Raw genomic sequence first — 17,195 nt, forward strand, 5'->3', positions numbered from 1 at the left:
AGCCTCGCCACGTCATTGCGAGGAGCCCTTGCGACGACGCAATCCAGAAGCTTTCCACGGAGACAGTTTGGATTGCTTCGCTGCGCTCGCAATGACGGTGGTTGTTAGGGCAGCTCGCGAGAGAGCTAGGACGCCGCCCTTGATGGGTCAGCCGAGAGCCGCGCCAGCAGTGACCTTGCCGTGTCCGATGGCGAGAGCGAGTCGACGCTGATCACGGGATCGCTGCGCATCTCGTGCTTGCCGTTCGACGTATGCCGCATCACCGCCGACAGCCGGCGGGCGATCATGTGCGCGGTGCGGAAATCGGTCTCCGCGAACACGACGATGACCGAGCCGTCCTTCTGGGCCACGCCGAAATCCATCTGCCGCATCAGGCGGCTGAGGATGCGGGCGGCATCGAGCTGGGCGCGGGGATTGTTGGGATCGAAGGCGAAGCGCGCCACCGACAGGCCGCCGCCGCGGGCCTGCGTCTGCTCGACCGCCTTGGCAAAATCGCGGGCGAAGGCTTCCGTGGTGAGCAGGCCGCTGCGCGCATCGAGCCAGCCGCCGGCGTCGATCGAGCGCAGGGTGCGGCTCAGCTGTGCCTCCATCGCGTGCTGGCGGATCAGCGGCAGCGCGTTGGCGGCGATCCTCGCCGGCTCGCCCCCGATCAGCTCGAGATTGGGCAGGTCGTAGGTCTGAGTCAGCTGGTGCGCGGTCACGACCACGGGCAGGGTGCGGAAGCGGGTGTCCTCGGCGAGCACGGTGAGGAAGGCATCGGTCACGCGCGCGGTGAAGCCTTCGGCGAGCACGACGCCGTCGATGTCGCGGGTGTTGAGATGCTTCGCTGCGGCCTCGATCGAGAGCGCGCCGACCACGCCAACGCGCTCGCCGAGCGCGACGGAGAGCGCGGGATAGGCCGCGCCGCGGCCGATCAGGAGCACGGTGGCATCGCGCGACGGATCGCCCTCGGGCAGCGCAACCTTCGCCTCGGGCAGCCGGCGCAGCACGGTCGAATGCAAGGTGCGGACGCGCAGCGCGGCGCGTAAGCGCGCACTCAGGCGATCGGGATGGCCGCCGCGCGAAGCGAAGGGCAAGGCGTTGTGCGGCAACGTGCCCGCCGCATCCAGAGCCACGAAGGGAAGGTAGGGAGATTGGTCGGCGATCTTCCTGGCGAGCAACGCCAGATGCGGCTCATGTCCGCTGTGCATCGCGGCGAGCACCGCGGCCGGCTGCACCTGCTCGACCGCGCGCGTCGCGCTGGCCCAGTCGGTGTCGACCACGGGGAAGAGCCGGGCCTCGTCCAGCGCCGCAACGAAGGCGGGACGCCCGGCATTGGACACAAATAGGATAGGGCCCGCCTGGGACATCGAAAAACTCTGATCACGCAACAGGTGCTGCGCAATCTAGTTTGGTCGCCTTAATGCGGCGTCAACGGAGCCTTAATGCGGCCTCAACGGAGCCCTTGAAACTGTGTTGAAGCCGGCCCGGAGCGGTCGCGAAAAGCCTCGACCATCAGGGGGTTGAGTCCGAGCTCGCTGAGCGCCTCGCGGGCGCGCGCATTGTCCTGGGCCCGTCCTGCCAGCCGGTGCCCGGAGAGGCGGTCGGGCAGCGCAGTGAGCAGGGCGCCCTGGCCGAGTCGGCGCGCCCATTCCTGGAGGTCGTTGGAGAGGAAACGGTAGCCGCCGACGGCCATGATGCCGGAGGGCGGTGCGGTGATACAGATCGCGCCGCTCGCCCGGTCGAGCCGCGCCGCATAGCCGGTGTCTACATAGTCCCGCGGCGGCTGAGCGATCAGTGTCTCGCCGACCGGCCGCGGCGGGGCATACGCCGCGATCGGCACCATGGCACCGCGCAGGCCGAGCGTGCCCTTCGGCGTCACCAGGATCTCGCCCGCGATGGAGGAGCCGGCCTGCTCGCGCGGCGCGCCGTGCGGCCCCGGCATCACCGGCACCGGCATGCCGTCCTCGCCGCGGCGGGCGCCGAACAATCCGGCCTCGCCGAACAAATAGACGTCGGTGAGCGGCGCATGCGGCGCGATCCAGGCATCGCTCGCCGCCACCTGCTCCGGCGCGCGCCACAGGCCGATGACGTTGCGCAACGTCGGCATCCGCGCCGCCAGATCAGCATCGCCGAGCCGCAGCGCGAGCTGCGCCGGCGCGATCAGCACCCCGCATTCGTGCATGTTGATCTGCTGCTCCAGCACGTCGTTATCGAACGGGTGATGCAGCGCCAGCGTGCCGCCCGACAGCAGCCACACCGCGAGCGAGGAGGCGAGGCCCGCGAACGACATCGGCGTGAACGCCGCCATCACCGTCGCGCCCTGCTTGACGTCGGCTTCGAGCGACATCGCAAGACCGCCGGCGATCAGGCTGAAATGCGGCCGCGGCACCGGGCGAAAGCCCTCCGCGGTGACGTCGAAGGAGATCATCGCCGCCTTGCGGCCGTCCTGGATCACGGCGCGCGTGGTGCCGGGCGGTCGTGCCAGCACGTCGTCGAGCGAGGCCATGCCTTCGGGCAGGTCGCGTCCGAAGCCGTAGACATGACGGATCGAGAACGCCTCGGCGGCGGCGTGCATCGCGAGGTCGGCATAGCTGACGCCATCGACCGTGCTCATGGTGACGATGGCGCGCGCCGCGGTGCGGTTGAGCGCCGCGGTCAGCTCCGCGTGCCGCCACAGCAGCGGCAGCACGGCGACGACGAGGCCGGCGCGATGAGCGGCGAGCACGGTGAGCACGAACTCGACCGTGCTGGGCAACTGGATCGCGATGACGGAATTGGCCGGCAGGCCCGATTCGACGAAATGGGCCGACAGCGCCTCGATGGCGGTGTCGGCCTCGGCATAGCTCATCCGCCGCGGCTGATGTCCGGTGATGCGTGCCTTGTTGAGGGGGTCGAGCAGAGCGGTCGCGTGCGGCTGCCGCATCAGCGTGCGCTGAAACAACGTGTCGAGCGTCGGCGATACGGCTGGCTGGTTCACGGCGTCACTTCGTTTGCGTCGCTTGAGGCTCACCCTTCGACCACCAGGTCTCCGGCAAAAAGCCGGACAGCGCGGTGGCCTTTGGCCGTTCTATCCGATTCCAGCGCGCGATCCATTGCTCGGATACGTTAAACAGCGGGATTGTGTAGCAGCCCGCGATCAGGGCGCGGTCCAGCGCGCGCACCGCCGAGACGAATTCCGTATGTTCACGGGCCTCCAGCAGGGCGCCGATCATGGCATCGATGGCGGGATCCCTGGCGCCCATGTAGTTGCGGGTGCCAGGATTGTCGGCGGCAGCGCTGCCCCAATAGAAATACTGCTCGTTCCCGGGCGACAACGACTGGTCCCAGCGGTTCTGGATCATGTCGAACTCGTAAGCGAGCCGGCGCTGGTCGAATTGCACGGGATCGACCGCGCGCACGCTGGCCTCGATGCCGGCGCGCCTGAGGTCGCGCTGGAAGGCGAGCGCGATGCGCTCCTGGTCGCGGGTGGTGACCATGATCTCGAAGGTGAAGGGCGCCCTGGTCGCGCCGTTGCGCAGCACGGTGCCGTCGAGATCGTAGCCGGCCTCTGACAGCAGTTTCAGCGCGGCGCGCAGCGTGGTGCGGTCGCGGCCCGAACCATCGGTTACCGGCAGGCGGTAGCTGCCGTCCATGACGTCGGGCGGAATTCGTGCGGCGAAGGGTTTGAGCAGCTCGCGCTCGCGCGCATCTGCAGGCCTGCCATAGGCCGACAGCTCCGAGCCGGCGAAATAGCCGGCGACCCGCGAATAGAGGCCAAAGAAATAGTTGCGGTTGACCAGCTCGAAATCGAACAGCAGCGTCAGGGCCCGGCGCACGCGGATGTCGGCGAAGACCGGGCGGCGCGTGTTGAAGACCAGGAATTCGGACGGCTGCGGCGTACCTGGCCTGATGGTGTCGCGGATCACCTCGCCGCTCCGGGCGGCCGGAAAATCGTAGCCGTCGTGCCAGCGCAAGGGCTCGGGCTCGACGCGGAAATCGTAAAGGCCGCGCTTGAAGGCTTCGAACTGGCCGTTGGCCTCGCGAAAATAGTCGAGCCTGATCTCGTCGAAATTGTAGAGCCCGCGATTGATGGGGAGGTCGCGGCCCCAATAATCGGGATTGCGCGTGAGCGTCACGCTCGCGCCAGCTTTCATCGCCGTGACGCGGTAGGGGCCGGAGCCAACCGGACCCGTCAGCGTCGTCTCCTCGAAGGTCGCGACATCGACCGCATGCTTCGGCAGGATCGGCATCAGGCCGAGGATCAGCGGCAGCTCGCGGTCATTGGCCCCGGTGAGATCGAAGCGGACGGTGAGGGAATCGGTTGCCTCAGCCTTGGTGGCCTTGGCATAGTATTGCCGCAGGTTCGGGCGGCCGCGGTCGCGCAGCAACTGCCAGGAGAACAGCACGTCCTCGGCCGTTACCGGCTTGCCGTCGGAGAAGCGGGCACGGGGATCGAGGCGGAACGTGACATAGGTCCGGTTGTCGTCGGTCTCGACGGTCCTCGCGAGCAGTCCATAAAGCGTGAAGGGCTCGTTCTGGCCGCGCGCAAGCAGGCTCTCGACGACGTAGCTGCGCATCTGATGCACGGGCAATCCCTTGACGATGAAGGGATTGAGACTGTCGAAGGTTCCGAGAATGCCCCAGATCAGCCGGCCGCCCTTGCGGGCATCGGGATTGGCGTAGGGCATGTGGCTGAAATCGGCCGGCATCGCCGGCTTGCCGTGCATGGCGATGGCATGGGCTTCCTCGGCCCGTGCAGCACCCGCCGACAGGCCCCAAGTGAGCGCAGAAGCGAGCACGCAACCGAGCGCAAAGGCAAGCGCGCAGAGCCGGCGACCGGGGCCCTCGAAGAGGCGCTGGAACATGAACATCGGCATACGTTGATTCGAGGACCCGCGGGCCCGAATCCTATCACAGGGATTTTCACCGGGCGCGGCTGCGGATGTGGTCAAAGGCGCTTGTCGGCATTGATCTTTTCGTCGGCCACGTTAAGAAGGCACCCAATCGCGCAAGAGCGCCGAGCCCGTCACTTATCCGCCTCAATTGACGGGGAGAGAGCCGCGCCCAAGGCGGCTTGGTTCGGTGCTTCGGAGCGGTTCGGGCACTTCCCGTTCAGAAAGGGTTTTCTGCAATGAATTTCCGTTATTTGGCCGCGTCCGTCCGGCCGCGCGGGCGACTTCTCGCCTTGTTGACGGCGACGGCGTTGGCCGTTCCGTTTGCTGCCGAAGCCCAGACCCCGGCGCCGGCCCCCGGTGCGCCCGCCGCGCCCAAGGCGGCTCCGGCCCCGAAGGCGGCAGCTCCGAAGGCTGCCCCCAAGGCTCCGGCGCCCGCCCAGGCGCAGCCGGCCCAGCAGGCTCCCGCGCAGGGCGCTCCGGCGCAGCAGGGTGCGGCGCAGCCGGCCGACCAGCAGATCCAGCTGATCTACGCGCCCTGGACCAAGTTCTGCCTCAAGGGCCAGGACGCCAACGCCAAGCAGGTCTGCTTCACCGGCAAGGACGGCCGCATCGAATCGGGCCAGCCGGTGATCGCCGCCGTGATCATCGAGCCGGAAGGCGAGCCGAAGAAGATCCTGCGCGTGACGCTGCCGCTCGGCATGCAGCTCGTGCACGGCACCCGCATCATCGTGGACAGCAACGCGCCCTTGCAGCAACCGTATGTGATCTGCTTCCAGAACGGCTGCATGTCCGATTACGAGGCCACGCCCGAGCTCATCAACAACATGAAGAAGGGCCAGAATCTCGTTGTCCAGGCGATCAACGCCAACGGCGCGCCGCTGACCCTGCCGCTGCCGCTCGCCGGCGAATTCCAGAAGGCCTATGACGGTCCGCCGACCGATCCGAAGGTGTTCGAGGAAACCCAGAAGAAGCTCCAGGAAGAGCTTCAGAAGAAGGCTGACGAGCAGCGCAAGAAGCTCGAGCAGCAGGGCGGCGCGCCCGGCGCACCTCCGACTGCCCAGAAATAACTGGGACCCAATCCCGGACATGAAAAAGGCGCTCATTCGAGCGCCTTTTTTGCCGGCCCGCCATGTCCGGGCGAAGATCAGTTCAGCGACGGATTGCGCGGGCGGTAGCCGCCATCCTTGTTCTTGATGAAGATCTCGGCGACCTGGGAATGCCGGACCGGCTCGCCGGAATCATCCGGCAGCAGGTTCTGCTCTGAGACATAGGCGACGTATTCCGACTCCGCGTTCTCCGCGAGCAGGTGGTAGAACGGCTGGTCCTTGTGGGGCCGCACCTCCTCAGGGATCGACAGCCACCACTCCTCGGTGTTGTTGAACTCCGGATCGATGTCGAAGATCACGCCCCGGAACGAGAAGATCCGGTGGCGGACGACCTGTCCGATCTGGAATTTGGCGGTCCTCGCTTTAATCATTCCCCGTCGATAGACCAGGATTGTGGCCGATGCTAGTGGCCTTAGCTGGAATTAACCTCCGCGTAAGGGGCGGATAGCCCCAAAGTGCTCAGAAAATACTTCATCAATGGTCGATATCCTCAATCTGGCTCTACCTTATTTCGGTCTGATCTTCGTTGGTTTTGCCTGCGGCAAGGTCAAGGCCCTGCCGGAATCGGGCCTCGCCTGGATGAACTTCTTCCTGCTCTACGTCTCGCTGCCGGCGCTGCTGTTCGCGATCATGTCGAAGACGCCGTTTGCGGAGCTGAACAACCCGCCGTTCCTGATCGCGACCACGCTGTCGACGGTGGGCGCGTTCACGCTGGCGCTGGTCGTCGGCAAGGTGCTGGGACGCCTGACATTGCGCGAGGCGACGCTCGCCGGTCTTTCCGGCGGCTACGGCAATATCGGCTACATGGGACCAGGGCTGGCGCTCGCAGTGCTCGGGACCAAGGCCGCGGCGCCGACCGCGCTGATCTTCTGCTGCGACAGCATCTTCCTGTTCACGATCGTGCCGCTCCTGATCGAGCTCTCCGACCGCGATCATCCCTCGATCGTGCATGCCTTCGGCGTGGTGCTGAAGCAGATCGTGCTCAATCCGCTGATCATGTCGGCCTGCTTCGGCGCGGCGGTGGCCGCGCTCCATATCGAGCTGCCGGTCGCGCTCGACCGCGCCATCACCTTCCTCCAGAACGCGGCTGCGCCGACGGCGCTGTTCGTGCTCGGCGTGACGGTGGCGCTCCGCCCGTTCGACCGGGTGCCGTGGGAGGTGCCCGGCGTGATCGCGGTGAAGCTCCTGATCCATCCGCTCGCAGCGTTCTGCCTGATGCTGGCGTTCGGCCCGTTCGCGCAGCCATGGGCCGCGACCGCCGTGCTGATGGCCTCGCTGCCGCCGGCATTGAATGTGTTCGTGATCGCCCGGCAGAACGAAGCCTGGATCGAATCCGCCTCCGTCGCGGTGCTGCTCGGAACCTTCGCGTCGGTGGTCACGCTCACCGGCGTGATGTGGGCGATCCAGACGGGACGGCTGGCGTTTCCGTGAGCTCCCTTACCTTCCAAAACTACCTTCGCCAGGTCGGCGTCAGTCCCTCGCGCATGGCAAAACGCCGGAGCGGGCCGATGGCGCCGAGCAGGTGCATGCCGATCGAGCGGACCGGCTGCAGCGGCAGGAAATCGTTGAGCAAAGAGCGGTTGGCGATGTCGATCGCAAAGGTCCGGCTCAGGATGTCGGGCCGCCGGGCGCGATCGTAGCGCTTGAGCACGTCATCCGCGCCGGGATCCTGGCCTCCCGCGAGCGCTTGGCCCGCAAGCCGCGCAATGTCGGCGGCATCGCGCAGGCCGAGATTGAGGCCCTGGGCGCCGATCGGCGGGACCACATGGGCGGCTTCCCCGACCAGCGCGATGCGGTCGCGGCCGAAGGATCTTGGACGCTCGATCGCCAGCGAAAACAGGTTACGCCCGGGTTCGACCGTCATGCGCCCGAGGATCGAATGCGACTGCTTCTCGATCGCGGCGGACAGCTCCTCGTCACTCAAGCCGCGCAGCCGCTCGGCTTCCGCAGGCGCAGAGACCCAGACGATGCTGGAGCGGCCGCCGGGCAGGGGCACGAACACGCAGGGGCCGTATGGCGTGTGGAACTCGGTCGAGACGTTGCGGTGCGGCCGCGCGTGGCCGACGTTGAAGGTCAGAGCGGTCTGCGCCAGTTCGCGCCTCGTCACTGCGATGCCGGCGGCCTGCCGGCACAGCGAATGCCGGCCGTCGGCGCCGACCACGAGCCGGGCCGAGAGGAATTGTGCGGAGGTGGTGCGGACCGCGACATCGTCGGCTTCGATGACGACGCTTTCGGCCTCGTCGTCGAAGCGGACGATCCCGTGCAGCTCGGCTGCGCGCTCTTCCAGCGCCAGCATCAGCGAGCGGTTGTCGATGTTGTAGCCGAAGGCGTCGAGCCCGATTTCGTGACAGGAGAAACGGACCTCGGGCGCCCGGAACAGCCTCCCGGTGTCGTCGACGAGCCGCATGACCTCCAGCGCGGCCGCTTTGTCCCGGCAGTGTTGCCAGACGTCGAGGCTCTCCAACAGGTCGACGGAGGCCCCCAGCAGCGCAGTGGTGCGATTGTCGGCATAGGGCAGGCGCCGTGCCACGAGCGCGGTCCGTGCTCCCGCCTGCGCCAGTGCGATCGCCGCTGCGAGTCCGGCCGGTCCACCGCCGATCACGGCCGCGTCAAGATGTGTCGATGCCTCTGTCATGGAACGACATTTGACACGCCCCGCGACAATTTCAAGTCCACCTATATTTCCCTGATTTTATGGCGAATTGTGCGACCGGGCGCCGCAATGGCTTATGTGCAAATCGGCCCCGTTCTGATAGCAGAAGCCATGGACAGCCGAGAGGATTCCCTGAAGCCGACACCCGCGATCCGCGCCGCGGCGTTCTCGGTGCATATCTTCACCGCCTTCGGTGCGGCGATCGCTCTGCTCGCGATGCTCGAGGCCGTGCGCGAGCATTGGGCGGCGATGTTTCAGTGGCTGGGCGTTGCGCTGATCATCGACGCGATCGACGGTCCGATCGCGCGCCGGCTCGACGTCAAGAACGTGCAGCCGAACTGGTCGGGCGACGTGCTCGATCTCGTAGTCGACTTCGTCACCTATGTGTTCGTGCCGGCCTACGCGATCGTGGCGAGCGGGCTGTTGCTGCCGGTCGCGGCGCCCGTGCTCGGCGTCGCCATCATCGTCACCAGCGCACTATATTTCGCCGATCTGCGCATGAAGGCCGACGACAACCATTTCCGGGGTTTCCCGGCGCTGTGGAATGCGGCGGCGTTCTACCTTTTCCTGCTGCACTGGCCGCCGCTGTGGTCCACGCTGCTGGTCGCCGCCCTGGTGGTGCTGACCTTCGTGCCGTTCCACGTGCTGCATCCGGTCCGGGTCGTGCGGCTGCGCTGGCTGACGATGTCGCTGATCGCGATCTGGGCGGTGCTGTCCCTCTACACGCTGGAGATGGATTTTCACGTCGGTATCGGCGTGACCGCCGCGCTGTGTGCGATCGCGCTCTGGATCAGCTTCAGCGACGCGTTCATCCGCTTCGCAAGATCCTTCGCATGATGCATCTGATCACCAGCCCCGAGGCGTGGGCCGCGCTGCTGACCCTGACCTCGCTCGAGATCGTGCTCGGCATCGACAACGTCATCTTCCTGTCGGTGATCGTCTCGCGCATCCCGCAGCAGCAGGCGAACCGCGCCCGCCAGATCGGGCTGGCGCTGGCGCTGGTCTTCCGCATCATCCTGCTCAGCGTGCTGGTCTGGCTGATCGGCCTGACCGCGCCGGCGTTCTCGTTTGCAGGTTATCAGTTCTCCTGGCGCGACCTGATCCTGATCGGCGGCGGCCTGTTCCTGATCGCGAAGGCAACCCACGAGATCCACGCCGAAGTCGAGGCCGATGACGACGAGGGCGATGAGAGATCCGGCGGCAGCGCCTTCTTCTGGGTGATCGTCCAGATCGTGATCATCGACATCGTGTTTTCGCTGGATTCGATCATCACCGCGATCGGCATGGCGCAGGACATCGAGATCATGATCGCGGCCGTCGTGATCGCCTGCCTGATCATGTACATTTCGTCCGGGCCGGTGTCGCGATTCGTCGCCGAGCATCCGACCACGAAGATGCTGGCGCTGGCCTTCCTGGTGCTGATCGGCGTCGCGCTGGTCGCGGATGGATTCAAATTCCACATTCCGCGCGGCTACATCTATTTCGCAATTGCGTTCTCGGCGGCGGTCGAATTCTTCAACGTGCTGGCCAAGCGCAACCGCAGGAAGGCGCGCAACCCGTCGCCCTAGCCCTTCCCGTCGGCGTTGAGTTGACAAGGCGGGCGCGATGCCTTTCGCTCAGCCTTGGAGAAGAGGAGGTCAGGCGATGACCAAAGCCGTCCGTGTGCACAAGGTCGGAGGCCCCGAAGCCCTGGTCTATGAGAGCGTCGACGTACCGGCGCCCGGCCCCGGCGAGGTGCGCATCCGCCAGCACGCGGTGGGTCTCAACTTCATCGACGTCTATTACCGAACCGGTCTCTACAAGGCGCCCGAGCTGCCCTTCATCGCCGGCAACGAGGCCTCGGGCGAGGTGGTTGCGGTCGGGCCGGGCGTCACGCATTTCCATCCCGGCGACCGCGTCGCCTACTACCACAATCTCGGCGCCTATACCGGCGAGCGCAACCTGCCCTGGGAGAAGCTGGTCAAGCTGCCCGATCACATCACCCACGAGCAGGGCGCCGTGCTGATGCTGAAGGGGCTGACGGTGTGGTACCTCCTGCACAAGACCTTCAAGGTCGAGCCGCACCACCGCGTGCTGATCCACGCCGCGGCCGGCGGTATCGGCCTGCTCGCATGTCAGTGGGCGCGGGCGCTCGGCGCCCACGTCATCGGTACCGTCGGCTCGCGCGAGAAGGCCGAGCTCGCGGAGGCCAACGGCTGCGACCACGTCATCCTCTACAACGAGGAGGACTTCGTCGCCCGCGTCAAGCAGATCAGCCGCAACGGGGGTTGCGACGTCGTCTATGACGGCGTCGGCAAGGCGACCTTCCCGGGCTCGCTGTCCTGCCTGAAGCCGCGCGGCATGTTCGTCTCCTTCGGCAATGCCTCGGGGCCGGTGCCGCCGTTCTCGATCGCCGAGCTGAACAATCACGGCTCGCTGTTCGCGACCCGGCCGAAGCTCAACGACTATATCGGCACGCGCAAGGAGCTGCTGGAGGGCGCCGACACGCTGTTCGCTGCGGTCATCAACGGCAAGCTGCACGTGCCGATCAACCATGCCTACGCGCTGAAGGACGCCGCGAAAGCGCATATCGATCTCGAAAGCCGCAAGACGACGGGTGCGTCGATTTTGAAGCCGTAGCGTCTCGTCATTGCGAGCGAAGCGAAGCAATCCAGAATCTTTCCGCGGCAGTCTGGAGTGCTTCGTCGCAAGGGCTGCTCGCAACGACGCTCTAGGCAACGCGTCTCGCCGCTCCCGCCTTGGTCAAGATGCCGTCGAGACAATCGATCATCTCGGCGATCTCCGCGCGCGTGACGTTCAGCGCCGGCATGAAGCGCAGGGTGTCGACCTGCGGGGCGTTGAGCAGCACGCCGGCCTCGAACGCCTGCGCGACGATGCCAGGTGCGATCGGCAGCTTGAGATCGAGCGCCAGCAGCAGCCCGCGTCCCCGCACACCGCCGAGGCCGTGCCGGGCCGAGACCTTCTGCAGCTCGCTTTCGAGCAACAGGCCGGTCTCCGCGACCGACTTCAGGAAATCGGGCTTGGAGACTTCCTCCAGCACCGCAAGGCCCGCCGCGCACATGATCGGGTTACCGTTGAACGTGCCGCCCTGGTCGCCATGCGCGAAGCAGGAGGCACGTTCGGTCGCCAGCAGCGCCGCGAGCGGCACGCCGCCGCCGATGCCCTTGCCGAGCGTCATGATATCGGGCGCGACGCCGGCGTGCTCATAGTGGAAGAGTTTTCCGGTCCGGCCCATGCCGGTCTGGATCTCGTCGAAAATCAGCAGCAGGCCGTGTGTCTCGGTCAGCGCACGCAACTCCCTCAGGAACGCATCGGTCGCAGGCCACACGCCGGATTCACCCTGGATCGGCTCGAGCATCACGGCGATCGTGTTGGCGTTGATCAGCTTCTCGACCGAGGCGATGTCGTTCAGCTTCGCCTTCTTGAAGCCGGATACTTTCGGCTCGAACAGCGGCTCGAACGCCTTCTTGCCCGAGGCCGACATCGTCGCGAGCGTACGGCCGTGGAAGCCGCCTTCAAAGCAGATGATCTCGAACGCGCCGCCCTTGTGCAGGCTGCCATATTTGCGCGCGAGCTTGATCGCGCCCTCATTGGCTTCGGCACCCGAGTTGGCAAAGAACACCTGGTCGAACGCGCTGTTTGCGACCAGTGCCTGCGCCAGCTTCAGGCTCGGCTCGTTGTAGAAGGCAGGGCTCGGGGTCAGCAGCCGCTTGGCTTGCGCGGAGAGCGCGTCGGCGATCGCAGGAGGGGAGTGACCGAGGCAGTTGACGGCCCAGCCCTGCACGAAATCGAGGTAGCGCTTGCGACCGTCATCCCAGAGATAGGAGCCCGCGCCGCGGACGAACACGGCCTTGGGCCGTGCGGTGATGTCCATCAGCGCGTCGTACGGATGGGTGGCGGCGGTCATGTCGAACTCCTCTGGAGGCGGTGGGAAAGGCGACAAAAAAGCAAGAAGGCCGCACTTTGCGGGTGCGGCCTTCTCGAAAACTATGCTGAATGAAGTAGCTTCAGCGGCGTCGTCGGACATGGCGCAACCCATCATCGTCGCGGGTGCGACGACGGAAAGCTGCGCGGCGGTGGGTCCGAGAGTTGATCATGGGGCGCGTCCCTACAGCCGAACGGCCGCACTTGTCAAGCCGGCGTTTCGCGAAACGCCGCGCTCGGCGTGCATCGGCGAGGTCGGCCGAGGCGCTGCTCGTCACTGACCGCGTCGCTGCCGAGGCATCATTGCCGCGCCAGCGCAAGTGATGGGGATTGTGCCGCGGCGGGAAGCGAAGGCAGGATCAACGATGTGCCGATCATGCACAGCCCGGTCCGAATACCAACCTTGTGATTGTATTTCATCGATCGCCGCGCAGAAACCATTGAGCCTCTAGCGCGTTTGTGATCAACGGACGCCAATTGGTTCGAACCGATCATGATGCGGTTCAGACCAAGGGAGACGCGACCAACCAGATAGTTTTCAGCCTTGTCCGATACCCCTTACCCGATTGATCTCGATAGCATTCGTGGCGCATTTCCGCCGGGCATAGAAGCGCCGCCGCTGCTGGTCGACTTTGCCGGCTGGCTCAAGGGGCGCCCTTGGGGCAGCGTCGGCTGCTTCGCCCTGCAGGGCCAGTTCTCCGATTCCGCGCCGATCGTCGACGGCAGCCCGTTGCGCGACAGGTTCTCGCTGTTCATGCGATTGCCCGACGGCTCGGCCGTCGGTGGCTGGTATGGCGCCGGTCTCGACCGCGACAACCCGCCGATCGTCGGACTGGGGTCGGAGGGCCACTACGAGCTGCTCGCACCGAACCTCGACGGGATGCTCGCCAAGCTGACTTCGCAGCAATTCGACAAGGCCTGGAGCGATCTCAAGCCGCATGAGGAGGTCGAGTGCCAGACAGTCGAGCTCGCGCAATGGCTCGCGGAACGGCCGGCCGGCGGGCCGGCTGCGCCTGACGACGGCGCATCGGAGCTGCCCGACTTCCGCGGCTTCGTGGAGAAATGGAGCCGGGATCGCGAGGACTATTGGGCCAACCATCGCCTGATGGCCGAACTCGGCTGGCGGCTTGCCGCCCATCTGCCCAAGGGCAAGAACCCCTGGGACAAGACGCGTTTCGAGATCGCGATCGTAGGTAGCCAATACCAGGCCCGCGTGCTGACGCGCGGACCGCAGCCGTTCGAGGAAGCAGGCTCGATCGAATCCCTGCTGCGCGATCTGCGCGAGGAGATGCGCCGCGCGCAGCCCGAGCTTGGCCTCTGGTACGTGATGAATTTCGGACTCTATGCCGACGGCCGCATCATGCCGAGCTTCGAGTACGATCTGCGCCCGACCATCGACGGCGAACCGGCGAAGCTGTCCGAGGCGAAGGCCGATCTCACCCGCGCCCCACGCCCTGAGCGCTGGGTGCCGAAATGGCTGGCGGCATCCTGAAGCTCGGAATCCCGCGACGCTGCCGCCCAGCCGGCGCCGAAATCTTCCGCTGTCGTGCCATCTTGACTTCGCGGAAAAGCACCTTCGGAGCTATCATCGCTGCGCTCGCAATGACGGAGCGCCCTCAAAACCCCGCGACGCTGCCGTGCAGATCGTATGCGTCGGCGCGCTCGATCTTCGCGGTGACGATCTCGCCGACACGCAACGGGCGGCGGCTGGACAGATAGACCGCGCCGTCGATCTCCGGAGCATCGGCCTTGGAGCGGCCCTTGGCCACCGTCGGGCCGACCTCGTCGATGATGATCTGCTGGCGCGTGCCGACCTTGCGCTTAAGCCGGCGTGCCGAGATCTTCTGCTGGCGGGCCATCAGCGCATTGAAGCGCTCCTGCTTGACCTCTTCGGGGACGGGATTTGCGATCGCGTTCGAGGTGGCGCCGGCGACCGGCTCATATTTGAAGCAGCCGACGCGGTCGATCTCGGCCTCGTCGAGCCAGTCGAGCAGGTAGGCGAAATCGGCATCGGTCTCGCCGGGGAAGCCGACGATGAAGGTCGAGCGCAAAGCGAGATCGGGGCATTCCTGGCGCCAGCGCTTGATCCGCGCCAGCGTCTTGTCCTGCGCCGCCGGACGCTTCATCGCCTTCAGCACTTCGGGGCTCGCATGCTGGAACGGGATGTCGAGATAGGGCAGCACCTTGCCCTCGTTCATCAGCGCGATGACCTCGTCGACATGCGGGTAGGGGTAGACATATTGCAGCCGGACCCAGGCGCCGAGCTCGCCGAGCTCGCGCGCGAGGTCGAGGAATTTGGCGCGGACCTGGCGATCCTTCCACGGGCTCTCTGCATATTTCAGATCGACGCCATAGGCCGAGGTGTCCTGCGAGATCACCAGGAGCTCCTTGACGCCGGCGCCGACCAGGCGCTCGGCCTCGCGCAGCACGTCGTCGGCCGGGCGCGAGACGAGGTCGCCGCGCAGTTTTGGGATGATGCAGAAGGTGCAGCGGTTGTTGCAGCCCTCGGAGATCTTCAAATAGGCGTAGTGACGCGGAGTCAGCTTGATGCCCTGCGGCGGCACCAGGTCGAGATGCGGATTGTGCGCCGGCGGCAGCGCGCGGTGCACGGCGTCGAGCACGCTCTCATATTGCTGCGGCCCGGTGATGGACAGCACGCCGGGATAGGCCTGCTCGATCTGTTCGGGTTCAGCGCCCATGCAGCCGGTGACGATCACCTTGCCGTTCTCGGCCATGGCCTCGCCGATCGCCGACAGCGATTCCTGCTTGGCGCTGTCGAGGAAGCCGCAGGTGTTGACGATGACGATGTCGGCCCCGTCATGCTTGCGGGCGAGCTCGTAACCTTCCGCGCGCAGGCGCGTGATGATGCGCTCCGAATCCACCAATGCCTTGGGACACCCGAGTGACGTGAAAGATATGCGCGGCGCTCTGTCCATGTAATCGCCTGGAGTCTGCATCTGAATTGTCAGGATTTGCGGCCCAAGTAATTGAACCCATGAAAAAATTCAACAACTAACGTATGCGTCATGGCGGCCATTGGAGGATTAGAGCCCTGATGTGGGGAGCTGGTTCCGATCGAGCGAGCTGAGGAACCGAGAGGAATTGCGCCGGCACGCACGTTTTAGTTGTTATTCTGTTTCGTGCTTGATCTGAGGGAGCTGAACTGCGATGCGCCGCTTCATCTTCGGCCTGGCTTTCGTTACCGCTACCTGCGGCGCGATGTTTCCGGTACGGGCTGAATTCCTACGTCGTGCGGCTAGCGGTCTCCGGCCTCAACGAGACGGCGGTGCTGGCCGCCGTGCCACTTCTCGACAAGATGATCGTTGGCGCGAGGATTCCGTGAAGGGCACAAGGCCAGATGACAGCCGCCTTCGGGCGGCTTTCTTTGGGAAGCAGCGCGGGCGTATGGACGGATTGAAGGTTTCCGATATTGACAACTTGGGGTTGCAAGGCCTTAATAACTGTCAATTACACGGCTGGGCCGAAAGCCTGTTAAGCGGAGGATTGATTCATGCGAAAATTTACGACGCGAGCCGCGAATGCAATGCCGGCCGGCAATCCGAAATTCATGGAGGAGGCGAGCCGGCTTGCCATCGAGTCGGTGGAGAAAGGGTGGGGTGGTCCATTCGGTGCCGTGATCGTCAAGGACGGAGAGATTATCGGGCGCGGGCAGAACCGCGTGCTGCTCACCGGCATTCCAGTCTTTCACGCTGAAGTCACGGCAATCATGGACGCGTCCGCACGTCTCAACCCAAAGGCGCTGCTCGGCACCGACTATGGAGCCGGCACGATCCTCGAGATGATTCCGCGTGAAGCGGGTTCGCCCGATCCGGTGGAGCATCGCGCGCGCATGTTGAAAGGGTGCGAGATCTACATCAACGGCGCGCCATGCCCGATGTGCATGAGCGCGATCTATTGGTCGCGCATCGACCGCGTCTACTTCGCCGCCAGCCTGAAGGACACGAGCGCGATCGGATTCGACGATGCCTTTCAGTATGAGGATTTCGCCAAGCCGTGGTCGCAACGCCGGATCGAAGTGGCCGAAAACTTCGAGCGGGAAACCGGTCTGAAGGCATACAAGGCCTGGATGGCCAAGAAGGACCGGCACCCCTACTGAAGAGCGTGTGAGACCGTTGCTACTCTGGGTCACGACCCACGACCCGCAAGACGGGGATCGAACACATGAGTACCCCTTCGCATCCCAAAACCGACATCGCGGCTTAACGAGTACGTGCCGTAATCGATGAGTTGACGGTCTAGATGACACCGCCTTCGGACGGCGGTTGCGCTTTGCACCGCCAAGGCACTAGTTGCTGGTTGGGATCGAAGGGAATATGACTCTGCTAGAGTTGCTCGTGTCCCGGCATAATTGGACGGTGGACGAAACTATTTACGTGGGAGCCTTGAAGCCGAGATGCCGAGGCGCTCCTGATCAGCGAAGCCCCTACGCAACCGATCCGAGCTTCCGGTCGGGCAAGCGCTACGCCTACTTCCTTGAAGGGTTCATCGCTCGCGACTTCCTGGATGACCTAGGGGCATCGACAAACGATGTCAGCCAGGAAGCCTGCGATCAATTGATCCGCTACGCCATCGATGATGCATGAACGCCTGGGCGTGAATTGATCTCCGAAAGTTCACATTCGTTGCCTCAGGAGC

15 protein-coding genes are annotated in these 17,195 nt (G+C 65.2%); 8 read left to right on the forward strand and 7 right to left on the reverse strand.

The features are described from left to right. Positions 1–125: 125 nt before the first annotated feature. The 3 genes from ACRQ5Q_RS21270 to ACRQ5Q_RS21280 form a co-directional block, all read right to left on the reverse strand. Positions 126–1,349 carry a GGDEF domain-containing protein gene (locus ACRQ5Q_RS21270; protein ID WP_439392224.1) on the reverse strand — a complete coding sequence of 408 codons (1,224 nt, stop codon included), beginning with the start codon at positions 1,347–1,349 and terminating at the stop codon, positions 126–128. An 83-nt stretch (positions 1,350–1,432) separates the two neighbouring features. Then, complete coding sequence (locus tag ACRQ5Q_RS21275; RefSeq protein ID WP_439392225.1) at positions 1,433–2,959, reverse strand: AMP-binding protein; 1,527 nt, start codon at positions 2,957–2,959, stop codon at positions 1,433–1,435. Positions 2,960–2,963: 4 nt separating this feature from the next. Then, the gene (locus ACRQ5Q_RS21280) at positions 2,964–4,832 is read right to left on the reverse strand and encodes an extracellular solute-binding protein (protein ID WP_439399847.1); all 1,869 of its coding nucleotides are present in this window, start codon (positions 4,830–4,832) and stop codon (positions 2,964–2,966) included. Positions 4,833–5,092: 260 nt separating this feature from the next. On the opposite strand from ACRQ5Q_RS21280, the gene ACRQ5Q_RS21285 reads away from it, so the two are divergent. Next, on the forward strand, positions 5,093–5,923 hold the full coding sequence (locus ACRQ5Q_RS21285) for an invasion associated locus B family protein (RefSeq protein WP_439368137.1): 831 nt from the start codon (positions 5,093–5,095) through the stop codon (positions 5,921–5,923). A 77-nt stretch (positions 5,924–6,000) separates the two neighbouring features. Here the strand turns inward: ACRQ5Q_RS21285 and hspQ are convergent, their stop codons facing one another. Continuing rightward, positions 6,001–6,333: a heat shock protein HspQ gene (gene hspQ, locus ACRQ5Q_RS21290; RefSeq protein WP_126257599.1), complete on the reverse strand. Its 333-nt coding sequence runs from the start codon at positions 6,331–6,333 to the stop codon at positions 6,001–6,003. 106 nt (positions 6,334–6,439) lie between these two features. On the opposite strand from hspQ, the gene ACRQ5Q_RS21295 reads away from it, so the two are divergent. Beyond that, positions 6,440–7,393 (forward strand): AEC family transporter, encoded by a 954-nt coding sequence (locus ACRQ5Q_RS21295; protein WP_439392226.1) that lies wholly within the window; start codon positions 6,440–6,442, stop codon positions 7,391–7,393. Positions 7,394–7,412: 19 nt separating this feature from the next. Here ACRQ5Q_RS21295 and ACRQ5Q_RS21300 read toward each other — a convergent pair whose 3' ends face one another. Beyond that, positions 7,413–8,597 (reverse strand): UbiH/UbiF family hydroxylase, encoded by a 1,185-nt coding sequence (locus ACRQ5Q_RS21300; protein WP_439392227.1) that lies wholly within the window; start codon positions 8,595–8,597, stop codon positions 7,413–7,415. Between the two features lie 87 nt (positions 8,598–8,684). Here ACRQ5Q_RS21300 and pcsA point away from each other — a divergent pair, with 87 nt between their 5' ends. The 3 genes from pcsA to ACRQ5Q_RS21315 all read left to right on the forward strand — a co-directional run bounded on the left by pcsA (position 8,685) and on the right by ACRQ5Q_RS21315 (position 11,234). After that, positions 8,685–9,452, forward strand: coding sequence for a phosphatidylcholine synthase (pcsA, locus tag ACRQ5Q_RS21305; RefSeq protein WP_439368133.1), 768 nt, complete (start codon positions 8,685–8,687; stop codon positions 9,450–9,452). Then, complete coding sequence (locus tag ACRQ5Q_RS21310) at positions 9,449–10,183, forward strand: TerC family protein (protein WP_439392228.1); 735 nt, start codon at positions 9,449–9,451, stop codon at positions 10,181–10,183. Before pcsA ends, ACRQ5Q_RS21310 begins: the two co-directional genes overlap by 4 nt. A 76-nt stretch (positions 10,184–10,259) precedes the next feature. Further along, the gene (locus ACRQ5Q_RS21315; RefSeq protein ID WP_439368130.1) at positions 10,260–11,234 is read left to right on the forward strand and encodes a quinone oxidoreductase family protein; all 975 of its coding nucleotides are present in this window, start codon (positions 10,260–10,262) and stop codon (positions 11,232–11,234) included. A gap of 91 nt (positions 11,235–11,325) precedes the next feature. On the opposite strand, the gene ACRQ5Q_RS21320 is transcribed toward ACRQ5Q_RS21315, so the two are convergent. After that, the gene (locus ACRQ5Q_RS21320; RefSeq protein WP_439392229.1) at positions 11,326–12,522 is read right to left on the reverse strand and encodes an acetylornithine transaminase; all 1,197 of its coding nucleotides are present in this window, start codon (positions 12,520–12,522) and stop codon (positions 11,326–11,328) included. 561 nt (positions 12,523–13,083) lie between these two features. Here ACRQ5Q_RS21320 and ACRQ5Q_RS21325 point away from each other — a divergent pair. After that, positions 13,084–14,031 (forward strand): hypothetical protein, encoded by a 948-nt coding sequence (locus tag ACRQ5Q_RS21325; RefSeq protein WP_439392230.1) that lies wholly within the window; start codon positions 13,084–13,086, stop codon positions 14,029–14,031. A gap of 124 nt (positions 14,032–14,155) precedes the next feature. On the opposite strand, the gene rimO is transcribed toward ACRQ5Q_RS21325, so the two are convergent. Beyond that, the gene (gene rimO / locus ACRQ5Q_RS21330; protein ID WP_439392231.1) at positions 14,156–15,475 is read right to left on the reverse strand and encodes a 30S ribosomal protein S12 methylthiotransferase RimO; all 1,320 of its coding nucleotides are present in this window, start codon (positions 15,473–15,475) and stop codon (positions 14,156–14,158) included. A gap of 608 nt (positions 15,476–16,083) precedes the next feature. On the opposite strand from rimO, the gene ACRQ5Q_RS21335 reads away from it, so the two are divergent. Together ACRQ5Q_RS21335 and ACRQ5Q_RS21340 are read left to right on the forward strand one after the other, a co-directional pair. Continuing rightward, a complete protein-coding gene (locus ACRQ5Q_RS21335; RefSeq protein ID WP_439368123.1) occupies positions 16,084–16,656 on the forward strand; it encodes a nucleoside deaminase in 573 nt (190 codons plus the stop codon). Between the two features lie 217 nt (positions 16,657–16,873). Then, positions 16,874–17,143: a hypothetical protein gene (locus ACRQ5Q_RS21340; protein WP_439392232.1), complete on the forward strand. Its 270-nt coding sequence runs from the start codon at positions 16,874–16,876 to the stop codon at positions 17,141–17,143. Positions 17,144–17,195: the final 52 nt, after the last annotated feature.

The organism is Bradyrhizobium sp. PMVTL-01, assembly GCF_051861855.1.
GTDB lineage: Bacteria > Pseudomonadota > Alphaproteobacteria > Rhizobiales > Xanthobacteraceae > Bradyrhizobium.